Origin of the sequence: Mangrovibacter phragmitis, assembly GCF_040429585.1 — a bacterium.
Lineage (GTDB): Bacteria > Pseudomonadota > Gammaproteobacteria > Enterobacterales > Enterobacteriaceae > Mangrovibacter > Mangrovibacter phragmitis.
Map to the genome: position 1 here is coordinate 71,937 of NZ_CP134782.1, position 26,249 is coordinate 98,185.

31 protein-coding genes are annotated in these 26,249 nt (G+C 53.6%); 25 read left to right on the top strand and 6 right to left on the bottom strand.

Annotated elements, in window-relative coordinates; translation table 11 throughout:
* Positions 1-396 precede the first annotated feature (396 nt).
* From MPHASIOC01_RS00340 to fliJ, 7 genes are all read left to right on the top strand, one after another.
* A complete protein-coding gene (locus MPHASIOC01_RS00340) occupies positions 397-1,422 on the top strand; it encodes a sigma-54 dependent transcriptional regulator (protein WP_353613698.1) in 1,026 nt (341 codons plus the stop codon).
* Between the two features lie 25 nt (positions 1,423-1,447).
* Positions 1,448-1,798: a flagellar hook-basal body complex protein FliE gene (fliE, locus tag MPHASIOC01_RS00345; RefSeq protein WP_064597365.1), complete on the top strand. Its 351-nt coding sequence runs from the start codon at positions 1,448-1,450 to the stop codon at positions 1,796-1,798.
* Between the two features lie 61 nt (positions 1,799-1,859).
* Complete coding sequence (gene fliF, locus MPHASIOC01_RS00350) at positions 1,860-3,470, top strand: flagellar basal-body MS-ring/collar protein FliF (protein ID WP_369938377.1); 1,611 nt, start codon at positions 1,860-1,862, stop codon at positions 3,468-3,470.
* Positions 3,442-4,470, top strand: coding sequence for a FliG C-terminal domain-containing protein (locus MPHASIOC01_RS00355; protein ID WP_064597368.1), 1,029 nt, complete (start codon positions 3,442-3,444; stop codon positions 4,468-4,470). Before fliF ends, MPHASIOC01_RS00355 begins: the two co-directional genes overlap by 29 nt.
* A gap of 12 nt (positions 4,471-4,482) precedes the next feature.
* On the top strand, positions 4,483-5,193 hold the full coding sequence (gene fliH / locus MPHASIOC01_RS00360; RefSeq protein ID WP_353613700.1) for a flagellar assembly protein FliH: 711 nt from the start codon (positions 4,483-4,485) through the stop codon (positions 5,191-5,193).
* The gene (gene fliI, locus MPHASIOC01_RS00365; RefSeq protein WP_064597372.1) at positions 5,180-6,499 is read left to right on the top strand and encodes a flagellar protein export ATPase FliI; all 1,320 of its coding nucleotides are present in this window, start codon (positions 5,180-5,182) and stop codon (positions 6,497-6,499) included. Before fliH ends, fliI begins: the two co-directional genes overlap by 14 nt.
* Positions 6,500-6,517: 18 nt before the next feature.
* Complete coding sequence (gene fliJ, locus MPHASIOC01_RS00370) at positions 6,518-6,952, top strand: flagellar export protein FliJ (RefSeq protein WP_064597373.1); 435 nt, start codon at positions 6,518-6,520, stop codon at positions 6,950-6,952.
* Positions 6,953-6,999: 47 nt separating this feature from the next.
* Here the strand turns inward: fliJ and MPHASIOC01_RS00375 are convergent, their stop codons facing one another.
* From MPHASIOC01_RS00375 to flgA, 4 genes are all read right to left on the bottom strand, one after another.
* Entirely contained in the window at positions 7,000-7,665 is a 666-nt protein-coding gene (locus tag MPHASIOC01_RS00375) for a DUF4396 domain-containing protein (protein ID WP_197499268.1), read from the bottom strand.
* Between the two features lie 62 nt (positions 7,666-7,727).
* Entirely contained in the window at positions 7,728-8,168 is a 441-nt protein-coding gene (locus MPHASIOC01_RS00380) for a flagellar protein FlgN (protein WP_353613701.1), read from the bottom strand.
* Complete coding sequence (flgM, locus tag MPHASIOC01_RS00385; RefSeq protein ID WP_353613702.1) at positions 8,165-8,446, bottom strand: flagellar biosynthesis anti-sigma factor FlgM; 282 nt, start codon at positions 8,444-8,446, stop codon at positions 8,165-8,167. The genes MPHASIOC01_RS00380 and flgM overlap by 4 nt, the downstream gene beginning before the upstream one ends.
* A gap of 115 nt (positions 8,447-8,561) precedes the next feature.
* Positions 8,562-9,344, bottom strand: a complete 783-nt coding sequence (gene flgA, locus MPHASIOC01_RS00390; RefSeq protein WP_353613703.1) for a flagellar basal body P-ring formation chaperone FlgA — start codon at positions 9,342-9,344, stop codon at positions 8,562-8,564.
* Positions 9,345-9,423: 79 nt separating this feature from the next.
* On the opposite strand from flgA, the gene flgB reads away from it, so the two are divergent.
* From flgB to MPHASIOC01_RS00450, 12 genes are all read left to right on the top strand, one after another.
* Positions 9,424-9,774, top strand: a complete 351-nt coding sequence (flgB, locus tag MPHASIOC01_RS00395; RefSeq protein WP_064597380.1) for a flagellar basal body rod protein FlgB — start codon at positions 9,424-9,426, stop codon at positions 9,772-9,774.
* A gap of 20 nt (positions 9,775-9,794) precedes the next feature.
* Positions 9,795-10,223: a flagellar basal body rod protein FlgC gene (flgC, locus tag MPHASIOC01_RS00400; RefSeq protein ID WP_064597382.1), complete on the top strand. Its 429-nt coding sequence runs from the start codon at positions 9,795-9,797 to the stop codon at positions 10,221-10,223.
* Positions 10,223-10,894, top strand: a complete 672-nt coding sequence (gene flgD / locus MPHASIOC01_RS00405) for a flagellar hook assembly protein FlgD (protein ID WP_064597384.1) — start codon at positions 10,223-10,225, stop codon at positions 10,892-10,894. Before flgC ends, flgD begins: the two co-directional genes overlap by 1 nt.
* Positions 10,895-10,924: 30 nt before the next feature.
* The gene (gene flgE / locus MPHASIOC01_RS00410) at positions 10,925-12,121 is read left to right on the top strand and encodes a flagellar hook protein FlgE (RefSeq protein ID WP_353613704.1); all 1,197 of its coding nucleotides are present in this window, start codon (positions 10,925-10,927) and stop codon (positions 12,119-12,121) included.
* Entirely contained in the window at positions 12,121-12,852 is a 732-nt protein-coding gene (locus MPHASIOC01_RS00415) for a flagellar basal body rod protein FlgF (protein ID WP_353613705.1), read from the top strand. The genes flgE and MPHASIOC01_RS00415 overlap by 1 nt, the downstream gene beginning before the upstream one ends.
* Before the next feature lie 30 nt (positions 12,853-12,882).
* A complete protein-coding gene (gene flgG / locus MPHASIOC01_RS00420; RefSeq protein WP_064597390.1) occupies positions 12,883-13,668 on the top strand; it encodes a flagellar basal-body rod protein FlgG in 786 nt (261 codons plus the stop codon).
* A 16-nt stretch (positions 13,669-13,684) separates the two neighbouring features.
* The gene (gene flgH, locus MPHASIOC01_RS00425; RefSeq protein WP_353613706.1) at positions 13,685-14,353 is read left to right on the top strand and encodes a flagellar basal body L-ring protein FlgH; all 669 of its coding nucleotides are present in this window, start codon (positions 13,685-13,687) and stop codon (positions 14,351-14,353) included.
* A gap of 10 nt (positions 14,354-14,363) precedes the next feature.
* Positions 14,364-15,458, top strand: a complete 1,095-nt coding sequence (locus MPHASIOC01_RS00430) for a flagellar basal body P-ring protein FlgI (protein WP_082917863.1) — start codon at positions 14,364-14,366, stop codon at positions 15,456-15,458.
* Between the two features lie 11 nt (positions 15,459-15,469).
* Entirely contained in the window at positions 15,470-15,775 is a 306-nt protein-coding gene (locus MPHASIOC01_RS00435) for a rod-binding protein (RefSeq protein WP_064597397.1), read from the top strand.
* An 89-nt stretch (positions 15,776-15,864) separates the two neighbouring features.
* Entirely contained in the window at positions 15,865-17,229 is a 1,365-nt protein-coding gene (flgK, locus tag MPHASIOC01_RS00440; protein ID WP_353613707.1) for a flagellar hook-associated protein FlgK, read from the top strand.
* A gap of 18 nt (positions 17,230-17,247) precedes the next feature.
* Positions 17,248-18,168: a flagellar hook-associated protein FlgL gene (gene flgL / locus MPHASIOC01_RS00445; RefSeq protein WP_074388791.1), complete on the top strand. Its 921-nt coding sequence runs from the start codon at positions 17,248-17,250 to the stop codon at positions 18,166-18,168.
* Between the two features lie 6 nt (positions 18,169-18,174).
* Positions 18,175-19,176: a hypothetical protein gene (locus MPHASIOC01_RS00450; RefSeq protein ID WP_353613708.1), complete on the top strand. Its 1,002-nt coding sequence runs from the start codon at positions 18,175-18,177 to the stop codon at positions 19,174-19,176.
* A 26-nt stretch (positions 19,177-19,202) separates the two neighbouring features.
* On the opposite strand, the gene MPHASIOC01_RS00455 is transcribed toward MPHASIOC01_RS00450, so the two are convergent.
* Positions 19,203-19,667 carry a hypothetical protein gene (locus MPHASIOC01_RS00455; protein WP_064597403.1) on the bottom strand — a complete coding sequence of 155 codons (465 nt, stop codon included), beginning with the start codon at positions 19,665-19,667 and terminating at the stop codon, positions 19,203-19,205.
* Positions 19,639-20,706, bottom strand: a complete 1,068-nt coding sequence (locus MPHASIOC01_RS00460; RefSeq protein WP_353613709.1) for a transcriptional regulator — start codon at positions 20,704-20,706, stop codon at positions 19,639-19,641. Before MPHASIOC01_RS00460 ends, MPHASIOC01_RS00455 begins: the two co-directional genes overlap by 29 nt.
* A gap of 751 nt (positions 20,707-21,457) precedes the next feature.
* Between MPHASIOC01_RS00460 and MPHASIOC01_RS00465 the strand changes: the two genes are divergently transcribed.
* The 6 genes from MPHASIOC01_RS00465 (at position 21,458) to MPHASIOC01_RS00490 (ending at position 26,235) form a co-directional block, all read left to right on the top strand.
* Positions 21,458-22,318 (top strand): flagellin, encoded by an 861-nt coding sequence (locus tag MPHASIOC01_RS00465; protein WP_064597409.1) that lies wholly within the window; start codon positions 21,458-21,460, stop codon positions 22,316-22,318.
* A 274-nt stretch (positions 22,319-22,592) separates the two neighbouring features.
* Positions 22,593-23,888: a flagellar filament capping protein FliD gene (gene fliD / locus MPHASIOC01_RS00470; RefSeq protein WP_353613710.1), complete on the top strand. Its 1,296-nt coding sequence runs from the start codon at positions 22,593-22,595 to the stop codon at positions 23,886-23,888.
* 13 nt (positions 23,889-23,901) lie between these two features.
* Positions 23,902-24,297 carry a flagellar export chaperone FliS gene (gene fliS, locus MPHASIOC01_RS00475; RefSeq protein ID WP_064597414.1) on the top strand — a complete coding sequence of 132 codons (396 nt, stop codon included), beginning with the start codon at positions 23,902-23,904 and terminating at the stop codon, positions 24,295-24,297.
* Positions 24,290-24,595: a hypothetical protein gene (locus MPHASIOC01_RS00480; RefSeq protein WP_064597416.1), complete on the top strand. Its 306-nt coding sequence runs from the start codon at positions 24,290-24,292 to the stop codon at positions 24,593-24,595. Before fliS ends, MPHASIOC01_RS00480 begins: the two co-directional genes overlap by 8 nt.
* A complete protein-coding gene (locus MPHASIOC01_RS00485; RefSeq protein ID WP_353613711.1) occupies positions 24,595-25,740 on the top strand; it encodes a flagellar hook-length control protein FliK in 1,146 nt (381 codons plus the stop codon). The genes MPHASIOC01_RS00480 and MPHASIOC01_RS00485 overlap by 1 nt, the downstream gene beginning before the upstream one ends.
* Before the next feature lie 24 nt (positions 25,741-25,764).
* Positions 25,765-26,235, top strand: coding sequence for a flagellar basal body-associated FliL family protein (locus tag MPHASIOC01_RS00490; protein ID WP_353613712.1), 471 nt, complete (start codon positions 25,765-25,767; stop codon positions 26,233-26,235).
* Positions 26,236-26,249: the final 14 nt, after the last annotated feature.

Genomic DNA, 26,249 nt, shown 5'->3' on the forward strand with positions numbered 1-26,249 from the left:
TATATCTTTGTTATACATGCAAACAAAATGCATGCATTAATTAGAACCTTATAAGAACTAAAAAACAATACTAAGAAAATTATTATTTGATAAATAATCCTTTTTAATCACACAGGGATTTAATGTGTTAACTGTATGATTTTTAATGATTAATATTTTAATACTCATTAAAAATGAGACATTATCTCCCTCACTGCTCATACTTAAGAAAATTCAAAGTGAAGATTCTTAATAAGAGGCAGGCATGAAAAAAACAATCTTAAGAAAAACACTCACTCATTGGCTGATATAGCTTAAAGATAAGAGTGAATATACTTTTAATTAAGATTTGCTTGTTGTTATAACTGATTGTCTTGCCAGCAAGGCTGCTAACCTGAAAATGAATGAAGAGCACTTATGCGTACATTATTAAACACTGAAAATATGCATCCTAATCGTTTTATTGCCAGCGACCCAAATAGTATGGATGCATTTTCTCTTGCACACCGTGTGGCGCAATTTCAGGTTCCGGTATTAATTACCGGTGAAACCGGTGCCGGTAAGGAGTGCATTGCCAAATACATTCATGAGCACGCATTTGATGAGGAGGCGCCTTATGTTGGTGTGAACTGTGCCGCTATTCCAGAAAATATGCTGGAAGCGATTCTGTTTGGCTATGAAAAAGGTGCATTTACTGGAGCAATCACCCGTGTTGCGGGTAAATTTGAGCAGGCAAATGGTGGCACATTATTGCTGGATGAAATTGGTGATATGCCAATGGCTCTGCAGGTAAAGTTATTGCGCGTATTGCAGGAAAATATGGTTGAACGGCTGGGTGGGAGTCAGAAAATCCCGCTCGACATTCGTATTATTGCCTCAACCAATAAAGATTTATCAGAAGAAATGGCCTGTGGGCGTTTTCGTGAGGATTTGTATTACCGCATTGCTGTTATGCCTATTCATGTAGCCCCCTTACGGGAACGCCCTCAGGATATTTTACCGCTGGCGCGCCATTTTATTCGTAAATATCACCAGTTCCACGGTGCGGATATCCACCTGAGTGGTGATGCCTGCCAGGCTCTGGTGCAACACAGCTGGCCGGGTAATGTGCGTGAACTGGAAAATGTTATCCAGCGCGGGCTTATCCTTTGCGATGGTAAAGAAATTCATGCCCGTGATTTTGGCCTGGGCCACACCAGCAAAGAGGCGGCCGGTTCTCACCTGACACCTGCCGGGGAAATTGATTCACCACAACCACCAATACACCGTATGAAACAACAAGGCCGCCTGGCGGAATACCACTATCTGCTGGAGTTATTGCGCCGCCACGACGGGAATAAATCCCGTACTGCTGCGTTTTTAGGCATTACCCCACGCGCTCTGCGTTACCGTCTGGCCGCCATGCGGGAAGATGGTCTGGATATTGCCGCCAGCGCGAATTAATTGCACACAATGAAAGGACTCAGAAATGGCACAACCTATTTCAGGCGTAAGCCTGGCTGACGAGCAACGCGCCCTGGTTCAGGCTCTGGCACAAACCGCTGCCACGGCAAGCGCCGGTATTACCCGTGCAGCACAACCTGCAACACAGGCGGGCCAGCCCTCTTTTACCGCACTGATGAATAACGCGGTCAATAGCGTTAATCAGCTCCAGCACAGTGCTGCAACCCAACAACATGCCGTGGCGACGGGCCAGAGTGATGACCTGGCCGGGGCGATGGTGGAAAGCCAGAAAGCCAGTATTGCCTTTTCAGCGATGACACAGGTTCGCAATAAGCTGACCCGGGCGCTGGACGACATCATGAATACACCGTTGTAAGGTGGCGACCGTGCTAAATAAACTCACCACTCGCCTGCGTACATTTGCGCTACCTGGCAACATGAACAAAACACAATGGCTGATGGGCGCTGGCGGTCTGGTGCTCACCGGCGCGATTGTGTTATCCCTCTGGCGTAACGACCAGGGCTATGTGGCGCTCTATGGCCAGGCTGAAAACATTCCCGTCGCACAGGTTGTGGAAGTACTGGGCGCAGAAAACATTGCCTACCGGGTTAACCCGGTCTCGGGTGATATTCTGGTGACGGAAAAAACGCTGGCACGGGCGAGAATGGCACTGGCCGCCAAAGGGATTTCCGCCACGTTGCCCGATGGCTACGAGCTGATGGACAAAGAGGAGATGCTTGGCTCCAGCCAGTTTATTCAGAATGTGCGCTACAAGCGCAGCCTGGAAGGAGAGCTGGCACGTAGTGTGATGGCGCTGAACGCCGTGGAGCGGGCGCGGGTGCACCTTGGCCTGAGCGATGCCAGCTCATTTGTCCTGAATAATCGCCCTGAAAGCAGTGCCTCTGTGCTGGTGCAACTGGCACCGGGCAGGCAACTTGATGACGCGCAAATCGCAGCCATTATTCAGTTAGTCACTGGTAGCGTTCCGGGAATGAAGCCAGCGAGCGTCAGTGTTGTGGACAGCAGCGGCAATCTGCTGTCAGAAGCCTTTGCTGCCAGCCAGGGCAATGCGATGCAAAGCCGTGCCAGCCTGGATGCCGTACAGCGTATTCGCAACGAAACCACACACAATATCGCTGTGTTGCTGACCCCATTGGTGGGAAATGGCAACTTCCGTATCAGTGTCGCGCCGCAGGTAGACTTAAGCCACATCGAAGAAACACAGGAACGGCTGGGAGAACAACCCAAAATCCGTGAAGAAAACCTGAGCGAAGAAAATACCAGCCGGGAACTGGCTCTGGGTATTCCTGGCTCACTGAGTAACCGCCCGGTTACGCCTGCGGCCGAAGGAAGCGCTGCACAAAATACCGCTAACCCGGCAGGCCCTGTTGCCAGCCGCAGCAATGCCCAGCGCAGTTACGCTTTTGACCGGGATATTCGCCATATCCGCCACCCGGGCTGGCGGCTGGAGAAACTGCAGGTTGCTGTTGTCCTGAACCAGGGGGCAGTGGCAACTCAGGCCCTGACACCTGAACAACTGGCAGATATCACCAGGATGGTTGAACAGGCGGCTGGCCTCAATGCCACCCGGGGAGATGTGCTCAGCCTGAGTGTCCTGGCTTTCAGCGATGCACCTTCTCTGCCAGATTTACCTGCAGAAAAGTGGTGGCAGGACAGAGCAATTCAGTTCTGGGGCCAAAACGCCGGGCTGCTCCTGCTGGCGCTGCTGGTATTACTGTTCGGCCTGCGCCCCCTGGTGCGGCGCTTTACCACAGTGAAAACCGTTCCGGCGCAGCCCGTTCCCGCTGAACTCCTGACGGAGGCGCAATCGCCGTCACCGCAGACAGAGGGCAATGAAGATACACCGCCAAAAGCGCTGGCAAACAGCCCTTTCCAACAGGAAGAAAATCTGCCACCGATGAGTTCCGGGTTGGAAACCAAAGTTGAGTTTCTGCAAACCCTCGCCAGCAATGAAACGGACCGTATGGCGGAAGTGATGAAACAATGGATTAGTAGTCATGAACGAAACAGCGAAAAAGAGCAGTAATCCGCAACCAGGCAACCGCACACCTCTGGAACAGGCCGCGATTCTGTTACTGAGTGTTGGCGAAGAAGCCGCTGCGCAACTGATGCAGAAATTCTCCCGGGAGGAAGTCCTGGTGCTGAGTGAAACCATGGCACGCCTGCACGGTGTAAAAGTGAATCATGTGCGCCATGCCATTAACCGTTTTTTCCAGGATTACAGCGAACAAAGCGGGATTAACGGCGCATCACGCAGCTATTTGCAGGGAATTTTGCAAAAAGCACTGGGCAGTGAAATAGCCAGTAGTGTGATCAACGGGATTTATGGCGAAGCGATTCGCTACCGCATGACGCGCCTGCAATGGGTAGATGTCCCGCAGTTAGTTGCGCTGATTGAACATGAGCACCTGCAATTACAGGCGGTATTTCTGGCCTTTTTGCCACCCGATGTCGCCGCCAATGTGCTGGACGCGCTCCCCAAATCCCGACAGGACGAAATTCTGTGGCGTATTGCCCGTCTTGATGATGTTAACCGCGACGTTATCAATGAACTTGACCGGCTGATTGACCGGGGCGTGGCGGTGATTTCTGAACATGGCTCCCGGGTTGCGGGTGTGCGCCATGCCGCCAATATCATGAACCGCATTCCGGACAACCAGCAAACACTGCTGGCCCAGTTGCGCGAACGCGATGAGCAAATCGTCGATGCATTAAAAGATGAAATGTATGAGTTCTTTATTCTCAGCCGCCAGAGCCCGCAAACCCTGCAACGCATTATGGACGAGGTGGCACTCGATGCCTGGGCGATAGCCCTTAAAGGCACTGAGCCGGTACTGCGCCAGGCCATTTACAGTGTGCTGCCCAAACGCCAGGTCACGCAGTTGCAAAGCAGTACTGCCCGCCTTGGCCCGCTACCGGTGAGCCGTATTGAGCAGGAGCGCAAAGCCATTATGGCAACGGTTCGCGAACTGGCAGAGCAGGGTGAAATCGACATCCAGTTGTTTGCTGAACGCACCCTGGAATAACCGGAGACAAAGATGGAAAAACAACCCCGTCAGGCGGTAATCAGGCCGCGCCGTTACCAGTTTCCCCCATTGCGTCCGGCGCAACCAGACCACGCACCAACAGATGCCGGCCAGCAGGGTACAACCCAGCAGCAGCTTTCCCGTGGCTATAACGATGGCATGAACCAGGGTTTTGCCCGCGGGCTGGAAGAGGGGAAGCAGGAAGGTTACCAGGAAGGTGTACGCCTGGGTTTTGAAGAAGGCATGCGCAAAGGGCTGGCTGAAGGAAAACGCCAGGCCCGGCAACAATTTGACGATACCGTCTCGCCACTGGACAGCGCCAGCCTGGCTGTGAACCGCTTTTTAGCGGACTACGAGCAACAACGGCGTACTGAACTGCTGCAACTGGTGGAGAAAGTCACCCGCCAGGTCATTCGCTGCGAGCTGGCACTGCAACCTACGCAATTGCTGGCACTGATAGAAGAAGCCCTGAGTAGTCTGGCCGGGCCTGCGCGGCAAATTCGGGTACAAATGAACCCGGAAGAGTTCGCCCGCATACAGGACACCCTGCCTGAGAAAGTCCAGCAATGGGGGCTGTGTGCAGAAGCCACACTTGCGGCTGGCGAATGCCGGGTTATCACTGAGCAGGCAGAAATTGATATTGGTTGCGCACACCGTCTTGATCACTGCATGGACACACTGAAATCCACATTGTTAGCAGAGCAACCCCATGAAACCGAATGATTTTGAACAGGCACTGCGCGCTATCAACACCACTCCGCTGGCCAAAGTCGCCGGAAAGCTGGTACGGGTGCATGGTCCGTTGCTGGCCTGCACGGGTTGCCAGCTGGCTATTGGCCAGCACTGCCAGGTGGAAGACGCACGCAGTGGGTATATTGCGGCCCAGGTGGTGGGCTTCGACAAGGACATCACCTGGTTAATGCCGCTTTCTCAACCTGAAGGGCTGAGCTCTGGCGCCCGGGTTTTCCCAACCGACAAGAACGACAGACTGATGATTGGTGAACACTGGCTTGGGCGTGTTATCAATGGCATGGGAGAACCGCTGGATGACAAAGGCAAGCTCCACGGCGAAACCCCACTTGATGCACAGATTAGCCAGGTTCACCCACTGAAACGCCGGGCGGTAAATACTGTGCTGGATGTCGGGGTCCGCGCCATCAACAGCCTGTTGACCATTGGTAAAGGTCAGCGCGTTGGGTTGATGGCCGGGAGTGGAGTGGGAAAAAGTGTGCTGATTGGCATGATAACCCGTTTTACGCAGGCTGATGTGGTGGTGGTCGGGCTGATTGGCGAACGGGGGCGTGAAGTCAGAGAGTTTATTGATGAAGCACTACAGGAAGAAGGGCTGGCGAAATCCGTGGTGGTGGCCGCCCCTGCGGGTGAATCGCCACTGATGCGCATTCAGGCCACTGAATTATGCCACCGTATTGCCGCCTGGTTTCGTGACCAGGGAAAAGATGTGCTGCTGATTGTCGATTCCCTGACCCGCTACGCCATGGCACAGCGGGAAATCGCGCTGTCTTTGGGCGAACCACCGGCAACCAAAGGCTACCCGCCTTCGGCTTTCGCCATGATCCCACGCCTGGTTGAAAGCGCGGGGAACAGCACCAGTGCAGGCACTATGACCGCCATCTATACCGTACTTGCCGAAGGCGATGACCAGCAGGATCCGATTGTTGACTGCGCCCGTGCGGTGCTTGACGGACATATTGTGTTATCCCGCCAGCTTGCGGAAAGCGGCCACTACCCGGCCATTGATATCGGGCAATCCATTAGCCGTTGTATGAGCCAGATAACCGTGCGCGCCCATCAGGAAGCTGCCCGGGCATTTAAACAGACCTGGGCTGCCTGGCAACAGGTAAAACCCCTGATTCCCCTGGGCGGCTATGTTGCCGGAGCAGACCCACTGGCAGACAAAGCCGTGAGTCTGGCTCCCGCTATCGGGCGTTTTCTGCAGCAGGATGTTAATGACGCGGTGGCTACTCTTCAGGCTATTCATGAACTCAGCACCCTGGTACAGGCAGGTTGATACTATGAGGTTGATACTATGACCAACACACTGCATACCCTTGAACAATTACACCAGTTGCGCCGCCGTCAGTTAGACGAAATGAGCCGCGATTTTTCCCACCACCAGCAACAGCAACAACGCCTCAAAACCACGCTGGATACGCTAACCCGCCTGGCAACGGAACTGCCCGTCACCACTTCGCCCAGCCCAGGCCAGTTGTGCAACCAGGTCAATTACCAGCGCACATTGCAACGGGTTATAGACGGGCAAACTCAGGCCCATGCTCTGGCGCAGTCAGAAACCCGTCGCCTGCAGGGGAAATTATTACTCGCGCGTAAAAAGCTCCAGGGGCTGGAAAGCCTGCTGGGCCAACACCGTGAACAACAACAGGAAACCCTGCGCCGTAAAGAACAACAGGTGACGGATGCCCTTGCTGCACAACATGTAAGACACCCAATGATGGGAGGGTAATACGCGGACGTGGTTTGTTTCATGAATGGCCCGCGCAACCCGGTTATTTACATGGCATGTTTGATACCGCGTTTCAGCAGCAAATAATTCGCTGGTACGGAAATCACATAACCGACAAACATAGCCACTATCATCTGGCCCCAGAATGTGACTGAGCCGGTATCCGGTGCGCTGTTGACATCGCCTCTGCGAAAAAACCACAGGCAAATAAACATACCGGCCTGGAAAACCACCAGGGAAATCGTGTCGGCTTTGACCGCCTTGATTAAGGCTGCAACACGCGATTTTTCCCCCATTTCACGCATAGGCAGATACTGAAACAAAATACCCAGTAAAAATGCCGCAACAAACGACACCAGAGTATGCCCAAAGAAGGCTGAACCGGCCAGGGTCACTTTGGTGAAAGCCGCAACAGGCGCAGCGATAATATCGCCAGTCACGCATCCTGCGCCACAGTGCGTAGCCGAGACACAAGCATCCCGCCAGCTTATTGTGTGGTGGTGTGCGGAGTGCGCACTGTGGTCATGAGTGTCAGTGCGCTTATGTGCTCCCAGCGCCTGCCAGACAAACCAACCAAAAACCGGCATATAAAGCCCTGTTACTGGCCAGGTGACAGACATCACTTTCATATGCTGAGGATGATGGCGAATATCCCAGGCAATCCCCAGTGCGGTGCAAACACTTGCAATAATCATCAGACTGTATAAAAACACGCAACCTCCTTCACTTAACATTTAAGTTTAGACGGTCTGCGTTTTTATGCAGGCGGGCAGCTTCAGCGGTGCTGGTAGAGCCAGTTCTCCGGCTCGCTGGCATTGAGTATGCTTTGCACGATGTCGTACTGCATATTCAGCAAGGTGCCATTATACTGGTTCGCTGTCTGTGCCTCTCTGGCCTGTGTTTCTACCTGCTGCCATAAAGCTCTGCCCCTCTCCTGCCAGGCCGGGGGCAAATGGCGAATCAGGCGCTGCACACCCTGATGATTAGCGCTTATCCCCAGAGCGCTTAACAACTTTTGCCGGGTGTTTCCGGTGCTGCTCAACTTATGGTACAGGCCAAAAATTTGCTGGTTGATGGTCTCCAGTTCCTCACTATTGCGTGCCAGGATTGCCTGACGCTGGCGGAGTAACAGAGCATTCAGGCCGCGCCAGGCTTTATAGTCCTGGCTGAGGTCGTGCATGAACTGCTGCAAATACTGGCGGGCCTGGTTGTTCATTGGCCCCCCTGGTGAAACTGGCACATTGCCTGGCTGAGTGCTTCCAGGTCGATACTGAACTCACCCTTAGCAATCGCTGCCTTCATTTCTTCAACCCGCGCCAAATCGACATCGGGCATGGCTTTTAGCGCCGCCAGCGCCCCTTCAGGAACCGGCTCATTTGCGGCAGATAACGGCATGATTGCCGCAATACTCTCTTCATTACCTGCCGCTTTTGCAGGCAGGCTTTCTGTCATCTGGCGGATGGCAAGCGGTTGTGAGCCGGTAATTTTCATCATTTTTATCCTGTCATAAAAAGCCATCGCAAATCTGGCCTGGGCGGAAAAACAGTTTCCACTGTGGTAAACGAGGAAAACGGCCGGTCCGTTCAGAAACTTAAATATTCACTGCGGATTATTCTTCTGTTTCTGCCACCACTTTTACCAGACCGGCACTTACCACCTGCGCCAGCACAATACGTTCGCTGGAAAGATTTTTGACCCGAATCATGCTACCTGCACGCCCATTCTGGAGTGCCTCCCCCTGGGTACGGGCTTCAATTCCCTGCTGGCTGGCAACCAGTGTCACCTGCTGACCACGAGAAATAACCTGCGGTTTATCGACATGTTGCAGCGAAATAACCTGGCCTTCCCGCAACCGGCGCTTTACGGAAAATCCGCTAAGTTTCTCGATTTTCGTCTCATATCCCCCGCGAATAGCCACAATATTTTGCTTTTTCATCACCAGATCTTGCGCAGTAAGCAGATGTTCCCGGGGCAAGGCGTGGCGGGCGGTGACAACAGGCAGGAGGATCTCGGGTTTGACTGTGACAGTGGTTTGCCAGCTCAGCGCGCCAGTGCAACGCACATTCACTTTCATCCGGCTGAAATCCTGAGCAGACAGACCACTTAACTGTGCTTCTGGTGGGGTGGCGCAGCGTGGGTAATTCGCTACATCCTGCGCGACAAAGAGCGCAATGCGTAACTGCCAGTCTTGCCATTGCTGGCGTTTTGCTTGCTGGTTTACAGCCTGGTTTACCGCCTGGCGGGCGGCGGATTCAATCTGCAGGCGCGCGGAGGGCAGGCCATTTGCAGCAACCGTGGCGCAGGCGGAAAAAAGCCATAAAACAGCGGCGCTTACGGGGAAAAGAAACTTCCCATTGAGTGAAGAGGCTAAATGCAACTTACTGAAATACATAATATTAAATTCCTGGCACGATGATTGCTATTAAGAGTGTGAGGAAGCAACCAACCAGAAATAAACAAGGACGTACTCAGTGAGTATTCATTTTGACAAAGCGTTAGGCATTCACCCCGAAGCCCTGGCTTTGCGAGTAACCCGGGCAGAAGTGCTTTCTGCCAACCTGGCGAATGTCGATACGCCGGGTTACCAGGCTAAAGATATTGATTTTGCCGCGCAGATGCAACGCGCAAATTCACCAGGATTACGCCACACCACGCCAGAAACATTGTACCGCGTGCCTTACCAGCCTGCGGCAGATGGCAATACCGTGGCTCTGGATGTCGAACAGGCAGAATTTGCCAAAAACGCCCAGGCGTTTCATATGAGCCTGACCTTCCTGAACATGAAATTCGCTGGCCTGAAAAAGGCTATTGAAGAACGTTAACCCGCAAGGTAACCCTGAAAATGGCATTTGAAGCAATTTACCAAATATCCAGTTCAGCTATGACGGCCCAGACCGTACGGCTGAACACGATTGCCAGTAACCTGGCCAATGCAGAAACCCCGGCGGCAGCCGAAGACAGCACCTATAAGGCGCGACGTCCGGTGTTTGCCTCTGTCTACCATACGGCGCAGAACCCGCACCACAGCGCACTGCAAAGTGCCCGTGTACAGGTGCTGGATGTTGTAGAAACCAGCGGTGCGCTCCAGCGTTACCAGCCCGGGCACCCACTGGCAGATAACGGCGGCTATGTCTGGTACCCCGAAATTAATGTGGTGGAAGAAATGGCCGACATGATGTCCGCTTCGCGGAATTTTGAAACCCATGTTGAAGTGCTGAACAACGTCAAAAGTATGCAGCAAAGCCTGTTGCGCCTGGGCGAGGCCAGCTGATGAATATCAACCAGACCAGCGCCACTACGCACACCACCAGCAATAATGTAGTGAGCAACAGCACCGCGTCATCCATGAACACCATGTTTATGCAATTGCTGGTGGCACAAATACAAAACCAGGACCCACTCAACCCCACAGATGGCACCGAATATGTCAGCCAACTGGCACAGCTCACTCAGGTGCAGTCCATGGAAGTGATGTCGCAGTTAATGGCGAACAACACCGTGCTAATGGACAACCTCCAGACCCTGAGCACCGGCAATCTGGTAGGGCAACCCGTAATGGTTAATACCGACCGCTTTAGCTGCGATGGTGAAACCAGCGTAAATGGCCGCCTGACACTGGAACACCCGGCAAGTGTCGTGACAGTCATCGTCAAAGAGAGCAATGGCACTGAGCACAAGATTGAACTCGGCAGCCAGGGTGCAGGCCAGGTGGATTTCACTATCGACCCGGAAGAACTGGGCATTGAAGCCGGTGATGTCACACTGAGTGTGGTCACTGACACCGGAGAAACCACTGCCCCTATTGAAATAGGCGGTGTTGTCACTAACGTGCGAATACCGCTCGATGGCAGCGCGACGCTGCTGAACATTGCCGGACTGGGAGAAGTGGCTTATCACAATATTACCCAGTTTGGCGCATCCACCCCACCACGCGCGGCATGACGCCGCCCGTTAATACAGGACGTATTCTTTATGAGTTTCAATGTTGCAATTTCTGGCCTGAATGCCATCAACGACCAGTTGGGCGCTATTTCCAATAACATCGCCAACTCCGGCACAGTGGGTTTTAAATCCGGCCGTGCGGAATTTGCCTCGCTGTATGCTTCCAGCCAGCCACTGGGCGTGGGAATTAGCGGCATGACGCAAAGTATTACCAAAGGCGGAAGCATTGCTTCCACCGGCAACAGCCTGGACCTGGCGATTGCCGGTAATGGCTTTTTTATGGTGCGTGATGCGGGCGGGAACACGGCGTTTACCCGTGCGGGGTATTTTGGTACTGATGCCAATGGTAATTTGGTGAACAACCTTGGTATGCAGCTACAGGGTAACCCGGTGGATGCTAACGGTAATCTGCAAACGGGTACGGTTTCCGGGCTGCAAATCAATAACAATGCCATTGCGGCCAAAAGCACCAGTAACCTCGATTTTACCGCCAACCTGGATGCCCGCGCCGGGGTACCAGAAGTCACGCCTTTCGACGCCGATAACAGCGAAAGCTGGAATAACGTGTATACCACGCAAGTGTACGATTCCCTGGGCCGGGAACATACGCTGAACCAGTATTATGTGAAAACTGACGATAACACCTGGGAAGTGTGGTACACCCTGAATGGCGAACCGGTCGATTCCCCTTCAGGCCCGCAAACGCTGTCATTTACCGAGCAGGGTACGCTGGCTTCCCCTACCTCTCCAGTCGATATTCAGGTGGATATCCCCGGAACCGCGCCGTTATCGCTGGCGGTGAACTACAACGGTTCCACACAGTTTGGTTCTGATTTTTCGGTCAGCAAAAACCAGGGCAATGGTTACGCTTCTGGCCAGTGTACCGGGCAAATGATTGACGACGAAGGTTTCGTGTACGCCACTTACTCCAATGGCGAGCGCATGCTTCAGGGGCAACTGGTACTGGCAACCTTCACCAATCCGAACGGTTTATCCAGCCAGGATGGCACCACCTGGGTACACACCTCCAGCTCGGGTGATCCCATTATCGGCCAGCCCGGAACAGGGTTACTGGGCGGTATTGTTGCTGGCGCACTGGAGTCTTCCAATGTGGATTTAACCAATGAACTGGTCGGCCTGATGACCGCACAACGCAACTATCAGGCTAACACTAAAGTTATCAGCACCAATGACAATATGCTGAGCTCCCTGTTCCAGGCGGTGTAATGGATAAGCTGATTTTTACCGCTGTCAGCGGGGCTTCGCGCAATTTATCCCGCCAGCAGATCCACGCCAATAACCTGGCGAACGTCAACACCGCCGGGTTTCGCCGTGACCTGGAAACGGCCAACAGCCAGTTGCTCACCGGCGCAGGCTACGCTTCACGCCAGTTGGTCAATACCGCAGCCAGTTCAGTGGAAATGGCGCCTGGCGCGTTGCGTGAAACCGGGCGTGAGCTGGATATTGCCATTAAAGGCGAAGGGCTGATTGCGCTGGCCGCCGGTGACCGGGAAATCTATACCCGTAACGGGCAAATTACCCTGGGGCCGGAAGGCGACCTGAGTATTAATGGCTACCCGGTTATTGGCGATAACGGCCCGATTATTCTGCCACCCTTTTCTGCGCTCCATATCAGCGATGATGGCGTGATCTCGCTGGTGGCAGAAGACGGCAGTATGACCACACCGCTGGATGTGGACCGTATCAAACTGGTGAGTGTTCCCGGTGCCGCGCTCAGCAAAAATGACGCAGGCTTCCTGGTGACCGCCGCACGGGAAAACCCACGCGATGAAGATATCGTCATAGCCAGCCGCCACCTGGAAAGCGCCAATGTCTCTGTGATGGATGAAATGCTGTCCAGCATTGCGCTGAACCGCCAGTTCGAGGCGCAAATCAAGATGATGAAAGCAGCGGAAGAACTGGCGAATGCCGGAAACCGGTTATTACGCGGCGCATGATGCGCTGGCAAGAACAGAAAAGGATAAACAATGAACCCCGCATTATGGATAAGTAAAACCGGCCTCGCCGCGCAGGATGCGCGCATGGCCGCCATCTCCAACAACCTGGCGAACGTCAACACCACGGGCTTTAAACGCGACCGGGTGATGTTTTCTGATTTGTTTTACCAGAACCAGCGCGCCCCAGGTGCGCTACTGGACCAGAACAATACCGCTCCAACCGGGATTCAGTACGGCAGCGGCGTCAAAGTCACTGGCACCCAGAAAGAATTTACGGTGGGCAGCATTCAGAACACGGGCAAGGATCTGGATATTGCTATCTCCGGCCAGGGCTTTTTCCAGGTGGAAACCAGTGATGGCGATATTGCCTACACCCGGGCCGGAAACCTGCAGATTAACCCCGATGGCATGATAACCAACGCGCAGGGGCTGCCTCTGGTTCCGCAAATCGACCTGCCAGATAACGTGCAGTCACTTCAGGTGGCGCGGGATGGCACCGTGAGCGCCATTGTTGCCGGAGAAACCGACCCGGTGGAGTTAGGGCAAATCACCCTGGTCAACTTCGTGAATCCCGCGGGCCTCGAAGCGCTGGGCGGAAACCTGTACCGGGAAACCGCCGCCAGTGGCGATGCGGTAGAAGGTGTGCCTGGCGAAGACGCATTTGGGCATCTGGAGCAAGGTTCACTGGAAGGCTCTAACGTGCAAGTGGTGGAAGAAATGGTGGACATGATAATGGTGCAACGGGCTTATGAAATGAACGCCAAAATGGTCTCTGCTGCTGATGACATGCTGAAGTTTGTTACCCAGGCGCTGTAGCAAGAGGCTTAACGTGATGAAAAGAACAACCATGATGATAGCCGGTGCGGTGTTCTTGCTGGCGGGGTGCGAAAGCCAGACCCTGCTGGTCCATAAAGACGATGCCCAGTACGCACCCCCCGCTATGCCTGTCGAAACGCCCGCCAAACCCGCCAATGGCGGGTTATACAGTGCCGGATACAACTGGTCACTGGTGCAGGACCGCCGGGCTTACCGGGTGGGCGATATCCTGACTATCCGGCTGGATGAATCCACTCAGGCCAGCAAGCAGGCGCGTACCAATTTCGGCAAAAAGAACGACGTTTCGATTGGTATTCCGGAAGCTTTTGGCCAGTCTGCCGAAAAACTGGCGGGCTCGGTGGATGGCAGCCGTAATTTTAATGGCAACGCAACCAGCCAGCAGCAAAACAGCCTGCGCGGGGCGATTACGGTGGCGGTTTACAGTGTGCAACCCAACGGGGTACTCGCCATTCGGGGCGAAAAATGGCTCACCCTGAACCAGGGCGATGAATATATGCGGGTAACGGGCCTTGTCAGGGCGGAAGATATTGAGCCGGATAACTCCATCTCTTCCCAGCGTATCGCCAACGCGCGCATTGCTTATGCGGGCAGAGGCGCACTGAGTGACGCCAATTCCGCCGGGTGGCTGACCCGTTTCTTTAATCACCCACTGTTCCCTTTATAAGGAAAATATCATGAAAGGATTCAGGTCATTGGTATGCCTGCTGTTGATTACCCTAAGCGCCCGCGCCGAGCGGCTGGGCAACCTGGTCGATATCCAGGGAGTGCGCGGCAACCAACTGGTGGGCTACAGCCTGGTGGTTGGCCTGGATGGCACTGGCGATAAAAACCAGGTGAAGTTCACCAGCCAGTCGGTCACCAATATGCTGCGCCAGTTTGGTGTACAAATGCCCGCCAATATTTCCCCAAAAGTAAAAAACGTCGCGGCCGTTGCGCTTAGCGCCACGTTGCCACCCGGGTATTCCCCCGGGCAGACCATTGATGTCACGGTGTCTTCTATTGGTGATGCCAAAAGCCTGCGTGGCGGCACCTTACTGTTAACCCAATTGCGCGGGGCTGATGGTGAGGTGTATGCGCTGGCACAAGGCAATGTGGTGGTGGGTGGCATGAAAGCCGAAGGCAACAGCGGGTCCAGTGTCACCATGAATACCCCCACCGCCGGGCGCATTCCCAATGGCGCAACGGTTGAGCGCCCGGTTGAATCTGATTTCCACACCAGTGGGCAGGTTACCCTCAGCCTGAAGCGCCCGAGTTTCAGTACCGCCAATAATGTGGCGATGGCGCTCAACACGGCGTTTGGCGCGGGCACGGCCACCGCTCAGAGCGCGACCAATATCAGCGTGAATGCTCCGGCAGACAGCGCCAGCCGGGTGGCGTTTATGTCTGTGCTGGAGGATGTCCGGGTGAATGCCGGGAAAGTAGTACCACGGGTAGTCTTTAACTCCCGCACCGGCACCGTGGTAATTGGCGACGGCGTGGTGGTGCGGGCTGCGGCTGTCTCTCACGGCAACCTCACGGTGACCATTAACGAATCCACCCAGGTCAGCCAGCCGGGCGCACTGAGTCACGGCGCGACTGTAGCCGCACCGCAAAGCGAGATTGGAGTACGCCGTGACCGCGGCCAGATGGTCACTATCCCGGCAGGCACCAGCTTGCGCAGCATTGTTAACACCATTAACAGCCTGGGCGCAGCCCCAGACGACACCATGGCTATTTTACAGGCACTGCATGAAGCCGGTGCGCTGGATGCTGAGCTGGTTGTGATTTAAGGAGAAGCGCCATGATAACCCCATTAACCACGACCGCCGGTTCACCATTCAGCCCTGTTGCGGGTGAAGCCCGCCCACAAAATCTGGCGGAAGCCGCCAACCAGTTTGAAGCGATGTTTCTGCGCACGTTACTCAGCCAGATGCGCAGCGCCAGCACTGCACTGACTCAGGATTCGTTGTTTAACAGCAAACAGCAAACCCTGCTGCGCGAACTTTATGATGACCAACTGGCAAACCACCTGGCGGCGCAAGGTAGCGCGGGTATCAGCCGCCTGATCCTTGCGCAACTGGACGGGCAGAATCCGCCAGCAACTTAAGAACCGGGCCTGGCTTGCCGTTTTAACCAGATAACAGCGGGCTTCCCCGCAAGGGAATATGACGATTTTTCCACCCAGGAAAACCACGGATGAACATGATCAATACCGCATACAGCGGGTTACAAACCGCCCAGATGGGCATGAACGTGACAGCGATGAATGTTGCCAATATGCTGACCCCGGGGTACAGCCGGCAAGGGATAGTGCAAAGCGCTGTCGGCCCTTATGGCACAGCTCAGGTTGGCAATGGTGTGCAGGTAGACAGCATTCGCCGCATATCGAGCCAGTATCTGGTAAGCCAGGTCTGGCACACCAGCAGCCAGGCCAGCTATTACCAAATCAACCAACAATATTTCAGTGCGCTGGAGCAGGTGATTGGCAATGACAGCACCAGCATTAGCAATGGTCTGGATGATTTTTTTAGCGCCCTGAGCGAGTTAACCACCCAGCCCGAATCCCCGGCGTTACGCCAGCAGTTTCTTAACCAGTCCCGTGCCCTGGCAACCCGTTTTAACAACACCCAGGACATGATTAATTCCCAGCGTACGTCAATTAACAGCCAGCGGGATGCTACGGTTTCTCAGGTGAATACTCTGACAACGGGTATTGCCGAGTACAACCAGAAAATCGCCGCCATGGAAAGCGCAGGTGGTAACAGCAGTGTGCTGCGCGACCAGCGTGACGAGCTGGTCAGGGAATTAAGCCTGTTAACCGAAGTGAACGTGGTGGAAGACAGCCAGGGCTACTACAACGTCAGTATGAAAAGCGGGCAGCCACTGGTCAGTGGCACCACTGCCGGGCAGATGAGCAGTAGCCGTGACGAAAACGGCCTGCCGGTATTAAGCCTGCAATTTGCCGATCACCACTTTCCTTTGCCGCCTTCTCCAGGAGGGCAACTGGGGGCGTTGTACGATTACGAAACCGGAACGCTGAATGCCATGGAAACGGCACTGCAGGGCATGGCGGAAGCGCTGGCGCAGCAGGTGAACGAGCAACTGGCACAGGGCTACGACCTGAATGGCAACCCCGGCAAACCGTTGTTTTCGTTTGACCCAGGCAACCCGGCAGGCATGTTACAGGTTAATACCCTCAGCCCTGACGAGCTGGCGCTTTCCGGCGCGCCTGGTGAGCCAGGTAACGGTGATAATCTGCAGTTCCTCCTGGCGATTCAGGAGAAAAAAATGGATCTCCCGGGGCTTGGCAATATGAGCCTGGCCGAAGGCAGCGCAGCGATGGTTTCAACGCTGGGCATCGCCAGCCGCAACAACCAGACGGAACTGACCGCCTCTCTCACCATTCTGGAACAGGCACTACAACAGCGCGATAACCTCAGCGCCGTCAACCAGGATGAGGAAGCCATCAACCTGCAAATTTACATGCAGGCTTATCAGTCCAATATGAAGGTCATTTCGGCAGGGAACCAACTGTTCAGTGATCTTCTCGGCCTTTTTTAACCAGGGAAGGAATGTTTCATGCGGGTAAGCAGCCTGAATACCAAACAGATGATGTTGTCGCAAATGCACAGTAACAATATGAAAATGAGCCAGATTATGCAGCAGTTGTCGACACAAAAGCGGGTCAATGTTCCCTCCGACGATCCTATCGCCGCAACGCGTATCAACCAGTTGCAGCGGGAACAATCCACCATTGCGCAGTACCAGGACAATATCACCCGGCTATCTGGTTCATTGTCGACCCAGGAGGCACAAGTACAAAGTGCCAGCGATCTGTTATGGGCGCTGAACGACACACTGTTGCAGGCAGCTAACGGCGCCAATGCAGATAAAAATATGCAGGGGCTTGGCCTGGAAATCAGTATGTTGCTTGATTCCCTGGTTGATACCGTGAATACCAAAAGCGCATCCGGCAGTTATGTGTTTGGCGGCACGAAAAACCAGACTGCCCCGATTCAGTGGGATGATGCCACAGAGCGTTGGGTATTTATGGGCAACCATAATTCCCGGGAAACCACGGTCGCCAACGGTGTTAATGTCACGGAAAATGTCCATCTGACTCAATGCCTGAGCCTGGGGGGAGATGACCTGGGATTACTGAATGAGTTGTATACGCTGAGTGAAAAAATGCAGGACCCGGCAGTGTCACCCGCCAGTTACCAGCAGGATATTCAGAACCTGCTTGATGCACTCAGTGATGCCCAGGACGGAATTGGGGCGATTTTTACCGAGCTGGGTGGCCGCCAGAACCAACTGACTCTGCTGCAAAATGCGCATACTGATGTCAGCATGGCGAACGGTCTGGTGCTGAGCGAACTGGCTGATGCGGATGTGGCGACATCGACCATTGAGCTGCAGCTCTATGTGAACGCGACCCAAATCACCTTCAAGGCCTGGAACATGGTCAACCAGTTGTCTTTATTTAACACGATGGGGTAACACACTATGCAGGTCAGTTTATCCCCAGCTAAAACCCGGTTGACGCAAACCGCGGCGGCGCACACCCACAAAATGCAGCAAGCCGCCCGTGTCAGCTCGCCTGCTCAGGTAACACCTGCGGCAGACTTTCCTGAACCGGCGCTACTGTCGCGCAAACCTGCTCGCTACAACATTCAGCTCAATGCGCAACTGACGGCTATTCAGCAGGCCGAAGATTACCTGCAGGGCCTGGAAGGTGTATTGCTGCATTACCGCCACACTAAAGGCCAGCCCGGTAGTCCATCGCGTGATACCGCAGCACTGCAACAACAACTGGCACAGCGTCTGCAACGATCCGCCGGTACAGTCGACCGGCAGTTGAACATCTCGCTGACCCGTGATTCACAAGTACACTTCAGTCTGGGATTCCCACGCGAAGTGTTCAGCCAGCCACAAGGCGAAACACTGATCTTTGCCGCCGGAAAAGGGTACAAACAGCTGGCGGCGGTAACGTTGCCAGAAGCGGCGTCGCCCCGGCAAATTTTGGCGCACCTTAATGCCAGCCTGGGCAAGTTTGGCATTCATGGCGAGTTCAGCCCGCGCGGCGAGTGCCTGTTTACGGCGGATGAGTCGCGTTGGGACACGCTGAAAGGGTCATTGCGGGTACGGGGGGAAGGGATACATTTTCCGGCAGACAGCTTTACGCTGTTATCGCCAGTTTCTCAGGCAAGCCCGGTTGACAGCCTGCAACAGTTAACCGGCCAGTGGGATAAACATGCGCGCCGGGAGGTTGAACAGGTGTTGCAGCATATCACCCATCAGCAAACCACTCTGCGCCAGCATAAAGCCAGCGTCACTGAGCGGATTCGCGAAATGTCACCGGCACTGACCACGCAACATGTTCAGCAAACAGCTCAGGGTGTCGGGCAGCAACTTGCCAGCAGCCGTAATCATTTTGAACAACTGGCCCGGTCGCTGGCGGCGCAGGCCAATATTCCCCAGGCCACTGTCAGGCATTTACTCGGGTAACGCCAGGTTACCCGAAGTCGTGCGGCTTAGCGCGGTGGCAGGTAAATACCGCCGCTTTGCCAGACAAAGACACTTTGCCCGTCAATCACCAGCCGCCAGGTTTCAATTTCACGGCTGAGAAACAGATCCATCATGTTCTCCAGCATCAGATCATTTTTCTCTGTGGAGAACGCCACCGGGTGAAATTCGTAGAACCTGCGTTCGCCATCATTGCGCCGCATAATGAATTTACCCTGCATACGGAAGTTGTTGCCATCGGTACTGGCAAAGGTGGTAATCAATTCATTGTTAACAACTTTTGTTGTGAAATCATAGTGTTCACTTTTGCCCGAGCTGAGGTCATAGTAACCAAACGGGATAGTACCTTCCACGTTACCGCGCACCCCAACCCAGGTATACACGGCCCAACGATTCTGATACCACAGCAAGGCCACGATTGCGCAAACCAGACCGATAAGCACACTAATTTTTAGCGCAGGTCGCCAGGTCATGCATTTCTCTCCGGGTTTCTTTCAAAATCAAATCATTAAGGCGTTCTGTATTCACCCGCCAGTGGTGAATCACCATTACGTACTGTTGCTGGCTACATGGGCCTTTAACAATAAAACTGTAATTCAGGGATTGCCCCAGCGTCTGGTAATACACCGACATGCTGGCGGACTTCTCGCTCAGTTCAGAATTCAGCGTATAAAACGTTTTCTGTAACCGGGCGAACAGGTTGTCCTGCCTGCTGCCACTCATGTTTGGCTCTTCAATGCCATACAGGCGAATATTGCTGAACGCTTTTTCATTACTGCGATTAACATGTAAGTGCATATCATGGCGTTCTTGCCACCAGGTTTGCCCTGCAAGGAACACCAGCACCACGGCAGCAAACAGTACTGACAGGTTAAGCGGGCTACGCAGCCAGCTTTTTTTAACCCGGACTTGCCGGGAATGGTGGGGAGCCAACGCAACTGACGCGGCCGCTATTTCGGCTGGTGGCACCGCTGGCATAGCAGAGTCTTCCGCATGAGACTCACCCGGTGTCGCCACAGGCGCCTCTTGCTCAGGCACTTCAGATGACGGGGGCTCAGCGGAGTCATCGGCTGTTTGCATGGCGTTTGTAGCAACGTCCGCCCTGATAAGGTCAGTCTGTAACCCAACCAGGTCTGCGGATTGGAAGGACAACCTCTGATTATCCTCAGCGGGGTTATTTCGTGGCTGTACGTGACAATATTCTGCAGACAGCAAATATCCACGCTTAGGTATAGTGCGGATAATGCGTTGTGTTTTGCCGTCATCTTCCAGAGCGGTTCGCAGGGCATGCACCGCGTTTGGCAGGCTGTTACTGCCTATCACCCTGTCCACCCAGACCATATTGGTGATATCTTCGCGGCTCAGTACCTTGCCGGCATGTTCAACCAGCACAGTGAGCAGGCGAAACTGGTACTCGCCAAGCTTGCGTAATTCACCTGTGTGGGCGTTAACAAGCGCGTTCGCTGATTCATCGATTAACCAGTCATTGATAAAATAATCGTGTTTATCCATCTTAAAACCAGTGGTCACAGACTATTCCCTTAAATGCATTTATTATCAGGTAAGCATGGCTCTTATGCGATTGCAACGCACCAGACAACGCAGAGCGCAACCAGGAATAAAACATTACCGACTCACGGCACCAGACACGGCCTGCTATGGCAGGTGGGGTATCCACCGATTTACCGCCTCCATTTGGGGTTGCAAAAGGGTGGCGGAAAATATACTCAAAAATCATGAAAAAGTTAATAATATCGCTGAATATGAGCTACATATTGTTAACTAAACTATATGCCAAAATTATAACACAGTAATATAAACTATTCATAAAACAGAATAGATGAATAAGATAACCAAAGAGGGGGCCATTTTTATTCAACCTGTTACTCATACACAACTTTGCGTTAATAACCCCCGCCTTCCGGGGTTCTCGTTATGCTTAACCAAATTAAACCTCACCAGGCCAGGCAGGCACAACAACAGGCCTTTACATGATGTATTATTCTTATTCCTGGCAGGTAGTAATAAGAATTTTCTTGACAGGCCAACGGCATGGCGCGAGAAGAATTAAACAAATAGCGCAAAATTTACATTTTTTTATCTTTTGTTTTTTTAAAAATAACACATAAAAATCATGATGTTATGTAGTAATGGAAAAATTTCCATTTTTGGAAAAAAAGAATTTAATTTCTGGAGAGAATATTCCGTTTTATCCCAGTGACAGGAATTTACCTGATAACCAGGTCACAAGGAGATAAAACTTATGTCAATGTCCATTTTTACTAACGCTTCTTCCATGGCTGCTGTTAACGCAATGAACAAATCCAATAACATGCTCTCTACCGCCATGGAGCGTTTGGGTACAGGGAAACGTATTAACTCAGCGGCAGATGATGCGGCAGGGCTGCAGATTGCCACCCGTTTACAGGGCCAGGTCAGTGGTATGGCTGTTGCACAACGTAATATCAGTGACGCCACCGCATTACTGCAAACAGGTGAAGGCGCATTTGATGAAATGACCAATATTATGTACCGCATGAAGGACCTGGCAACCCAGGCATCGAACGATACTAACTCTTCAGCGGACCGCACAGCAATTCAGGCAGAACTGAACCAGTTGGGCATGGAGATGGGCAATATTATGTCCAACACGTCTTATGCCGGGGACAAACTGTTTGCTGAAGGAGGCAAGTTCGACAGCGAGCTGAATTTCCAGATTGGCGCCAGCTCTGGCGAAGTGATGAAACTGGATATCTCAGACCAACTCGAAGGGTTGCGCGGTGCGCTGGAAAACCTGATCCCTGAAGATGCCGATACCCCGGCCGTGGATGTCAGCAGTGCCGCCTCCGCCCAGGCGCTGATGGACACTCTGGAATCCGCTATTGATGATGTCAGCGCCATGCGTTCGACTTTTGGCGCCAACATCAACCGCCTGGGCCACTCCGCAGCGAACCTTGCCAACATGAAAGACAACACTGAGCTTGGCCTGGGCAACATTCGCGATGCTGACTTTGCGGCAGAAGCCACCAACATGACCCGCAACCAGATGCTGGCCCAAACCAGTATGTCGATGCTGCGCCAGTCCAACAGTATGTCTGGCATGGTGATGTCTCTGTTGGGCTAATCCTTGCGTAACACACCGTTTCCAAACACCGCTTCGGCGGTGTTTTTTTTACCGCGTTACTTCCGCTTTCACAAAACAGGGGGAAATTCACCTTCCCCGCTAAAAATTCAACTATTTGATTTTAAATAAAAAATAAGTTGGCATGCGCTTTGCAATCTATAAAACCATGAGGCGCAGGGTATTGCGGTAAGGCACCGTAGTCGCACATGCCAGCACCCGGTGGAAAGGAAAGGACGCGCACCTGTTTTTATTGTTTTAAGGGAAAAAATTAACCATGTCAGATTTACTCAGCCTTGATCCACAAACGCTGGCAACTCAACTGGCGTTTTACGATATCCAGCCCATGCAGAATGCGATTAAAACGCAAACCGCCACGCTGAATGCCCAGCAAACCGCATTGCGGGCCTTGCGTACTGCGCTGACAGATTTTCGCACCGCCATTCAGGGTATGAACCAGGCGGGCCAGAGCATGTTGCAAACCCAGGCGACCACCAATATGGCAGGCATTGCCAACGTCACTACCACCGATGCGGCACAAAAAGGGACTTACAACATTGAAGTGGACCAGTTAGCCAGCGCCCATCAAACCGGTTATGCCGGGCTGACGGACGAAGATATCCGCAATGCCAGCGGCACCATGACTATTGCGCTGGCAGGTGAAGAGCTGGATATCGACCTGTCTGAAATCGATTCCCTGGCCGACCTCGCCGCCGCTATCAACAACGCAGAAGATAACCCAGGAGTGACGGCTTCGCTGGTGCGCACAGATGGCAAGGTCATGCTGATGCTCAGCAGCGACGAAACCGGGGCAACCAATACGCTCGATGTACAAATCAGTGGTGATGACGCCACTCAGGCTTTGTTTGCCAACCCGGCTGAAATTTCCCCGGCTCAGGATGCTCAGTTTCGCATGGGCGAGGTGTCATTCACTCACAGCAGCAACACCATCGACAACCTGATTGACGGAGTCACTGTTGAATTAATTGGTGTTACTGATGGGAAGCCACTCACCATTCATGTGGATACCGATATTGATGCCACTAAAGACCAGGTAAATACCTTCGTTGATTCCTGGAACACACTGATGACCTCGCTCAATACACTGACCTCAAACGGCGCAGACGGTGAGCGTGGCGCCCTGGCGGGCGACCCGACAATCAGTGCCCTGCAACGCGACCTGAATACATTGCTGCGCAGCGATATTGATGGTTTCACCATTGCGGATTTCGGTATCAGCGCTGACCGCAATGGCAAACTCAAAATCGACAATGACACCCTGACCAAACAACTGCAGTCCAACCCGCAATCAGTCACCACATTTTTCAATGGCCCGGACGGCATGTTCAGCAAGATGGATAAATCCCTCGACCGCTACCTCAACAGCACAGACGGCCTGCTCAAAAGCCGCCAGGAAACGCTGGATCGCCGCCAGGAAGAAATTGATCGCAAAAGCGAAAAAATGAATACCCGTTATGACAGCGCTTACAACCGCTATCTGCGCCAGTTCACTCAGTTGCAGCAAGTCACGCTGCAAATGAACAGTACCATGAGCATGTTCGGCTTAGTTTAAGGAGGAACACCCGATGTACCACAACACAAAAGACTATTCAGACCACTATCAGGCATCTGACCTCGCGGTTCAGGTTGCCTCTGCCAACCCGCATCAACTGGTATTAATGCTGTTTGACGGCCTGCTGGATGAACTTGAACGTACTAAAAGCCACATTGTGGCGCGCCGTTTTGAACACAAAGCGGCCAGTGTGAACAAGTGTATCGATATCCTGAACGCCCTGACCAGCGCACTGGATTTCGACAAAGGTGGCGATGTAGCGGCCAACTTATCCCGGCTGTATGACTACTGCGTTTATCGCCTCTATCACAGCAGCCATGCGTTATCGGTTGAGCAGGTTGATGAAGTCACCCTGATTCTCCGCCAGCTCCAGCAGGGGTGGCAACAAATGGGCCTGCCGCATGACTAATCCACAGGCTATTTACCACCTGGCGACAGCATTGCGCCAGGCCGCCAGCGCCCACAACTGGGCGCAGGTGATCCAGGTTGACCAGCAGATTGCCACATTACTGAGTGACCTTCAGGGGGCGACACTATCCCCCGCGCAAAGTAAGGCGATTGATGTACTGCAAACCACGCATCGTCGGGTGAATACCTGGTGCCATCAGCAGAGCGAAGTGCTGCGCGGAAAAATGGAGCAAACCCGCAACAACCGAGAAAGAGCGGCAGCGTATGCCACATTTATGGATGAAAAGGACTTAGGTTAATGGCGTGGATATCGGCACCGGAACAAGGGCAGCACTGGCAGGATTCCCCTTCATTGCCAGAAAACAGCCTGCCGGCACACTCCGGCACAATCGCTTCCGGCACTGAGCAGGTACCGGAAACATTCTCCCATCTGCTGTTCAGTATGGAACAGGGTATTTTCCCGGTAGCAGCGGAGTCTGTGCTGAATGCGCCTGTATGCCCGCAGGAACCGCTCATGGGCGTTAGCCTGAGTGATGAGCTAACTGCGCCCCGTGAAGCAGACCGGCTTCCGGGCACTTTGTTACCTGCCAGTACTACAGTGCTCTCAGCGCCACAGGCCTCATTCGTGCCACCCATATCAGGCGTATTTTCTGTGGATGCAGCCCATATTCCTGTCGGTGAGCCAGAACGCTTTGCATCACTGGCTGTTACCGCAACGCTGCCAGCCACACGACAAGAGGTTGCGTGGGAAGCAGCAGGACAACAACCTGTTACCCCCGGTGATACCCGGCAGGCTCCTCACCAGCCCCAGGCGATGGAAACGATGACGACCATAGCCAGCATGGCAACACCGACAACCCAGGCAACATCAATGCCGGGCACCGGGCGTGACAACGCCAGTGTGGCCGGTCAACACCAGGCGTCTGTCGCGCCGGCACAACCGCCCATTGCCGTAGCCAGTCAGCCGGAGCCAGTTGCAACCGATGCCAGCCAGCGGCCTGCTGCGACTACGCCCACCCACCAGGTAAGTTCAGCGTACCAGCCGCAAACAGAACGGCTACAGGCCGCACTGGGTGCCAGGTTACAGATGCATATTGCTAACCGCACCCAAACCGCGCATATCCGGCTGGACCCGCCAGCACTTGGCAAAATCGACATTCACCTGCACCTGGAGCAGGGCCAGCTTCAGGTTGCACTGCACGCGCAACACGAAGACGTTGCACGGGCGCTCAGGCTGGTCAGCCACGGTTTACAGGAGCAACTGGCGGCTGACACCACGCAACGCGTCAGTGTTCAGATATCGACAGGCCATGGTCACTCGCCACGCCAGCCACAGGATGAGAGAACCCATCATCACTCCGATGAGAGCACTCCGGGTGCAGGTGTACTTACCCGGCAGGCCTCAGAAACACAGCAGGATTCAACCATCCTCCTGACGATATAACTCAGCGCAATAACAAGGAGCGTTATGAAACTCAAAGTCATTTTAGGTGCGGTGATATTAGCCCTGTGTGTTGCCGTGGGCAGCGCCGCACTCACTCTGTTCGGGTTACAGCATATGGAAAACCGGCCTGACAGGAACGAACAGACTACTGGCGATGCCCGCCGCGCCCGTACAGCTGATACCGTTGAATTTATTGAGATAACCAACCTGATTATCACCCTGAAAGGGATTCATGGTGAACCGCGTTATTTGTTACTGGAACAGGCACTGGTCACCTCGCACCCGGAGGATGCCCGGCGCACCCAGGCGTTACTGCCCGCGCTACGTGGCGCGGCTGTTGGCCTGCTTAATGGTCTGCCTTATCTGGATGTACGGGCCATGCCAGTAGAAACGCTCACGCAGCAACTCACCGCGCGTTACGACGAGCAACTTCAGCAACTCAACACCAGCAAGCCTTTTGAGGATGTCATCATCAGCAAAATGGTGTTCCAGTAAATAAGGACTACCGC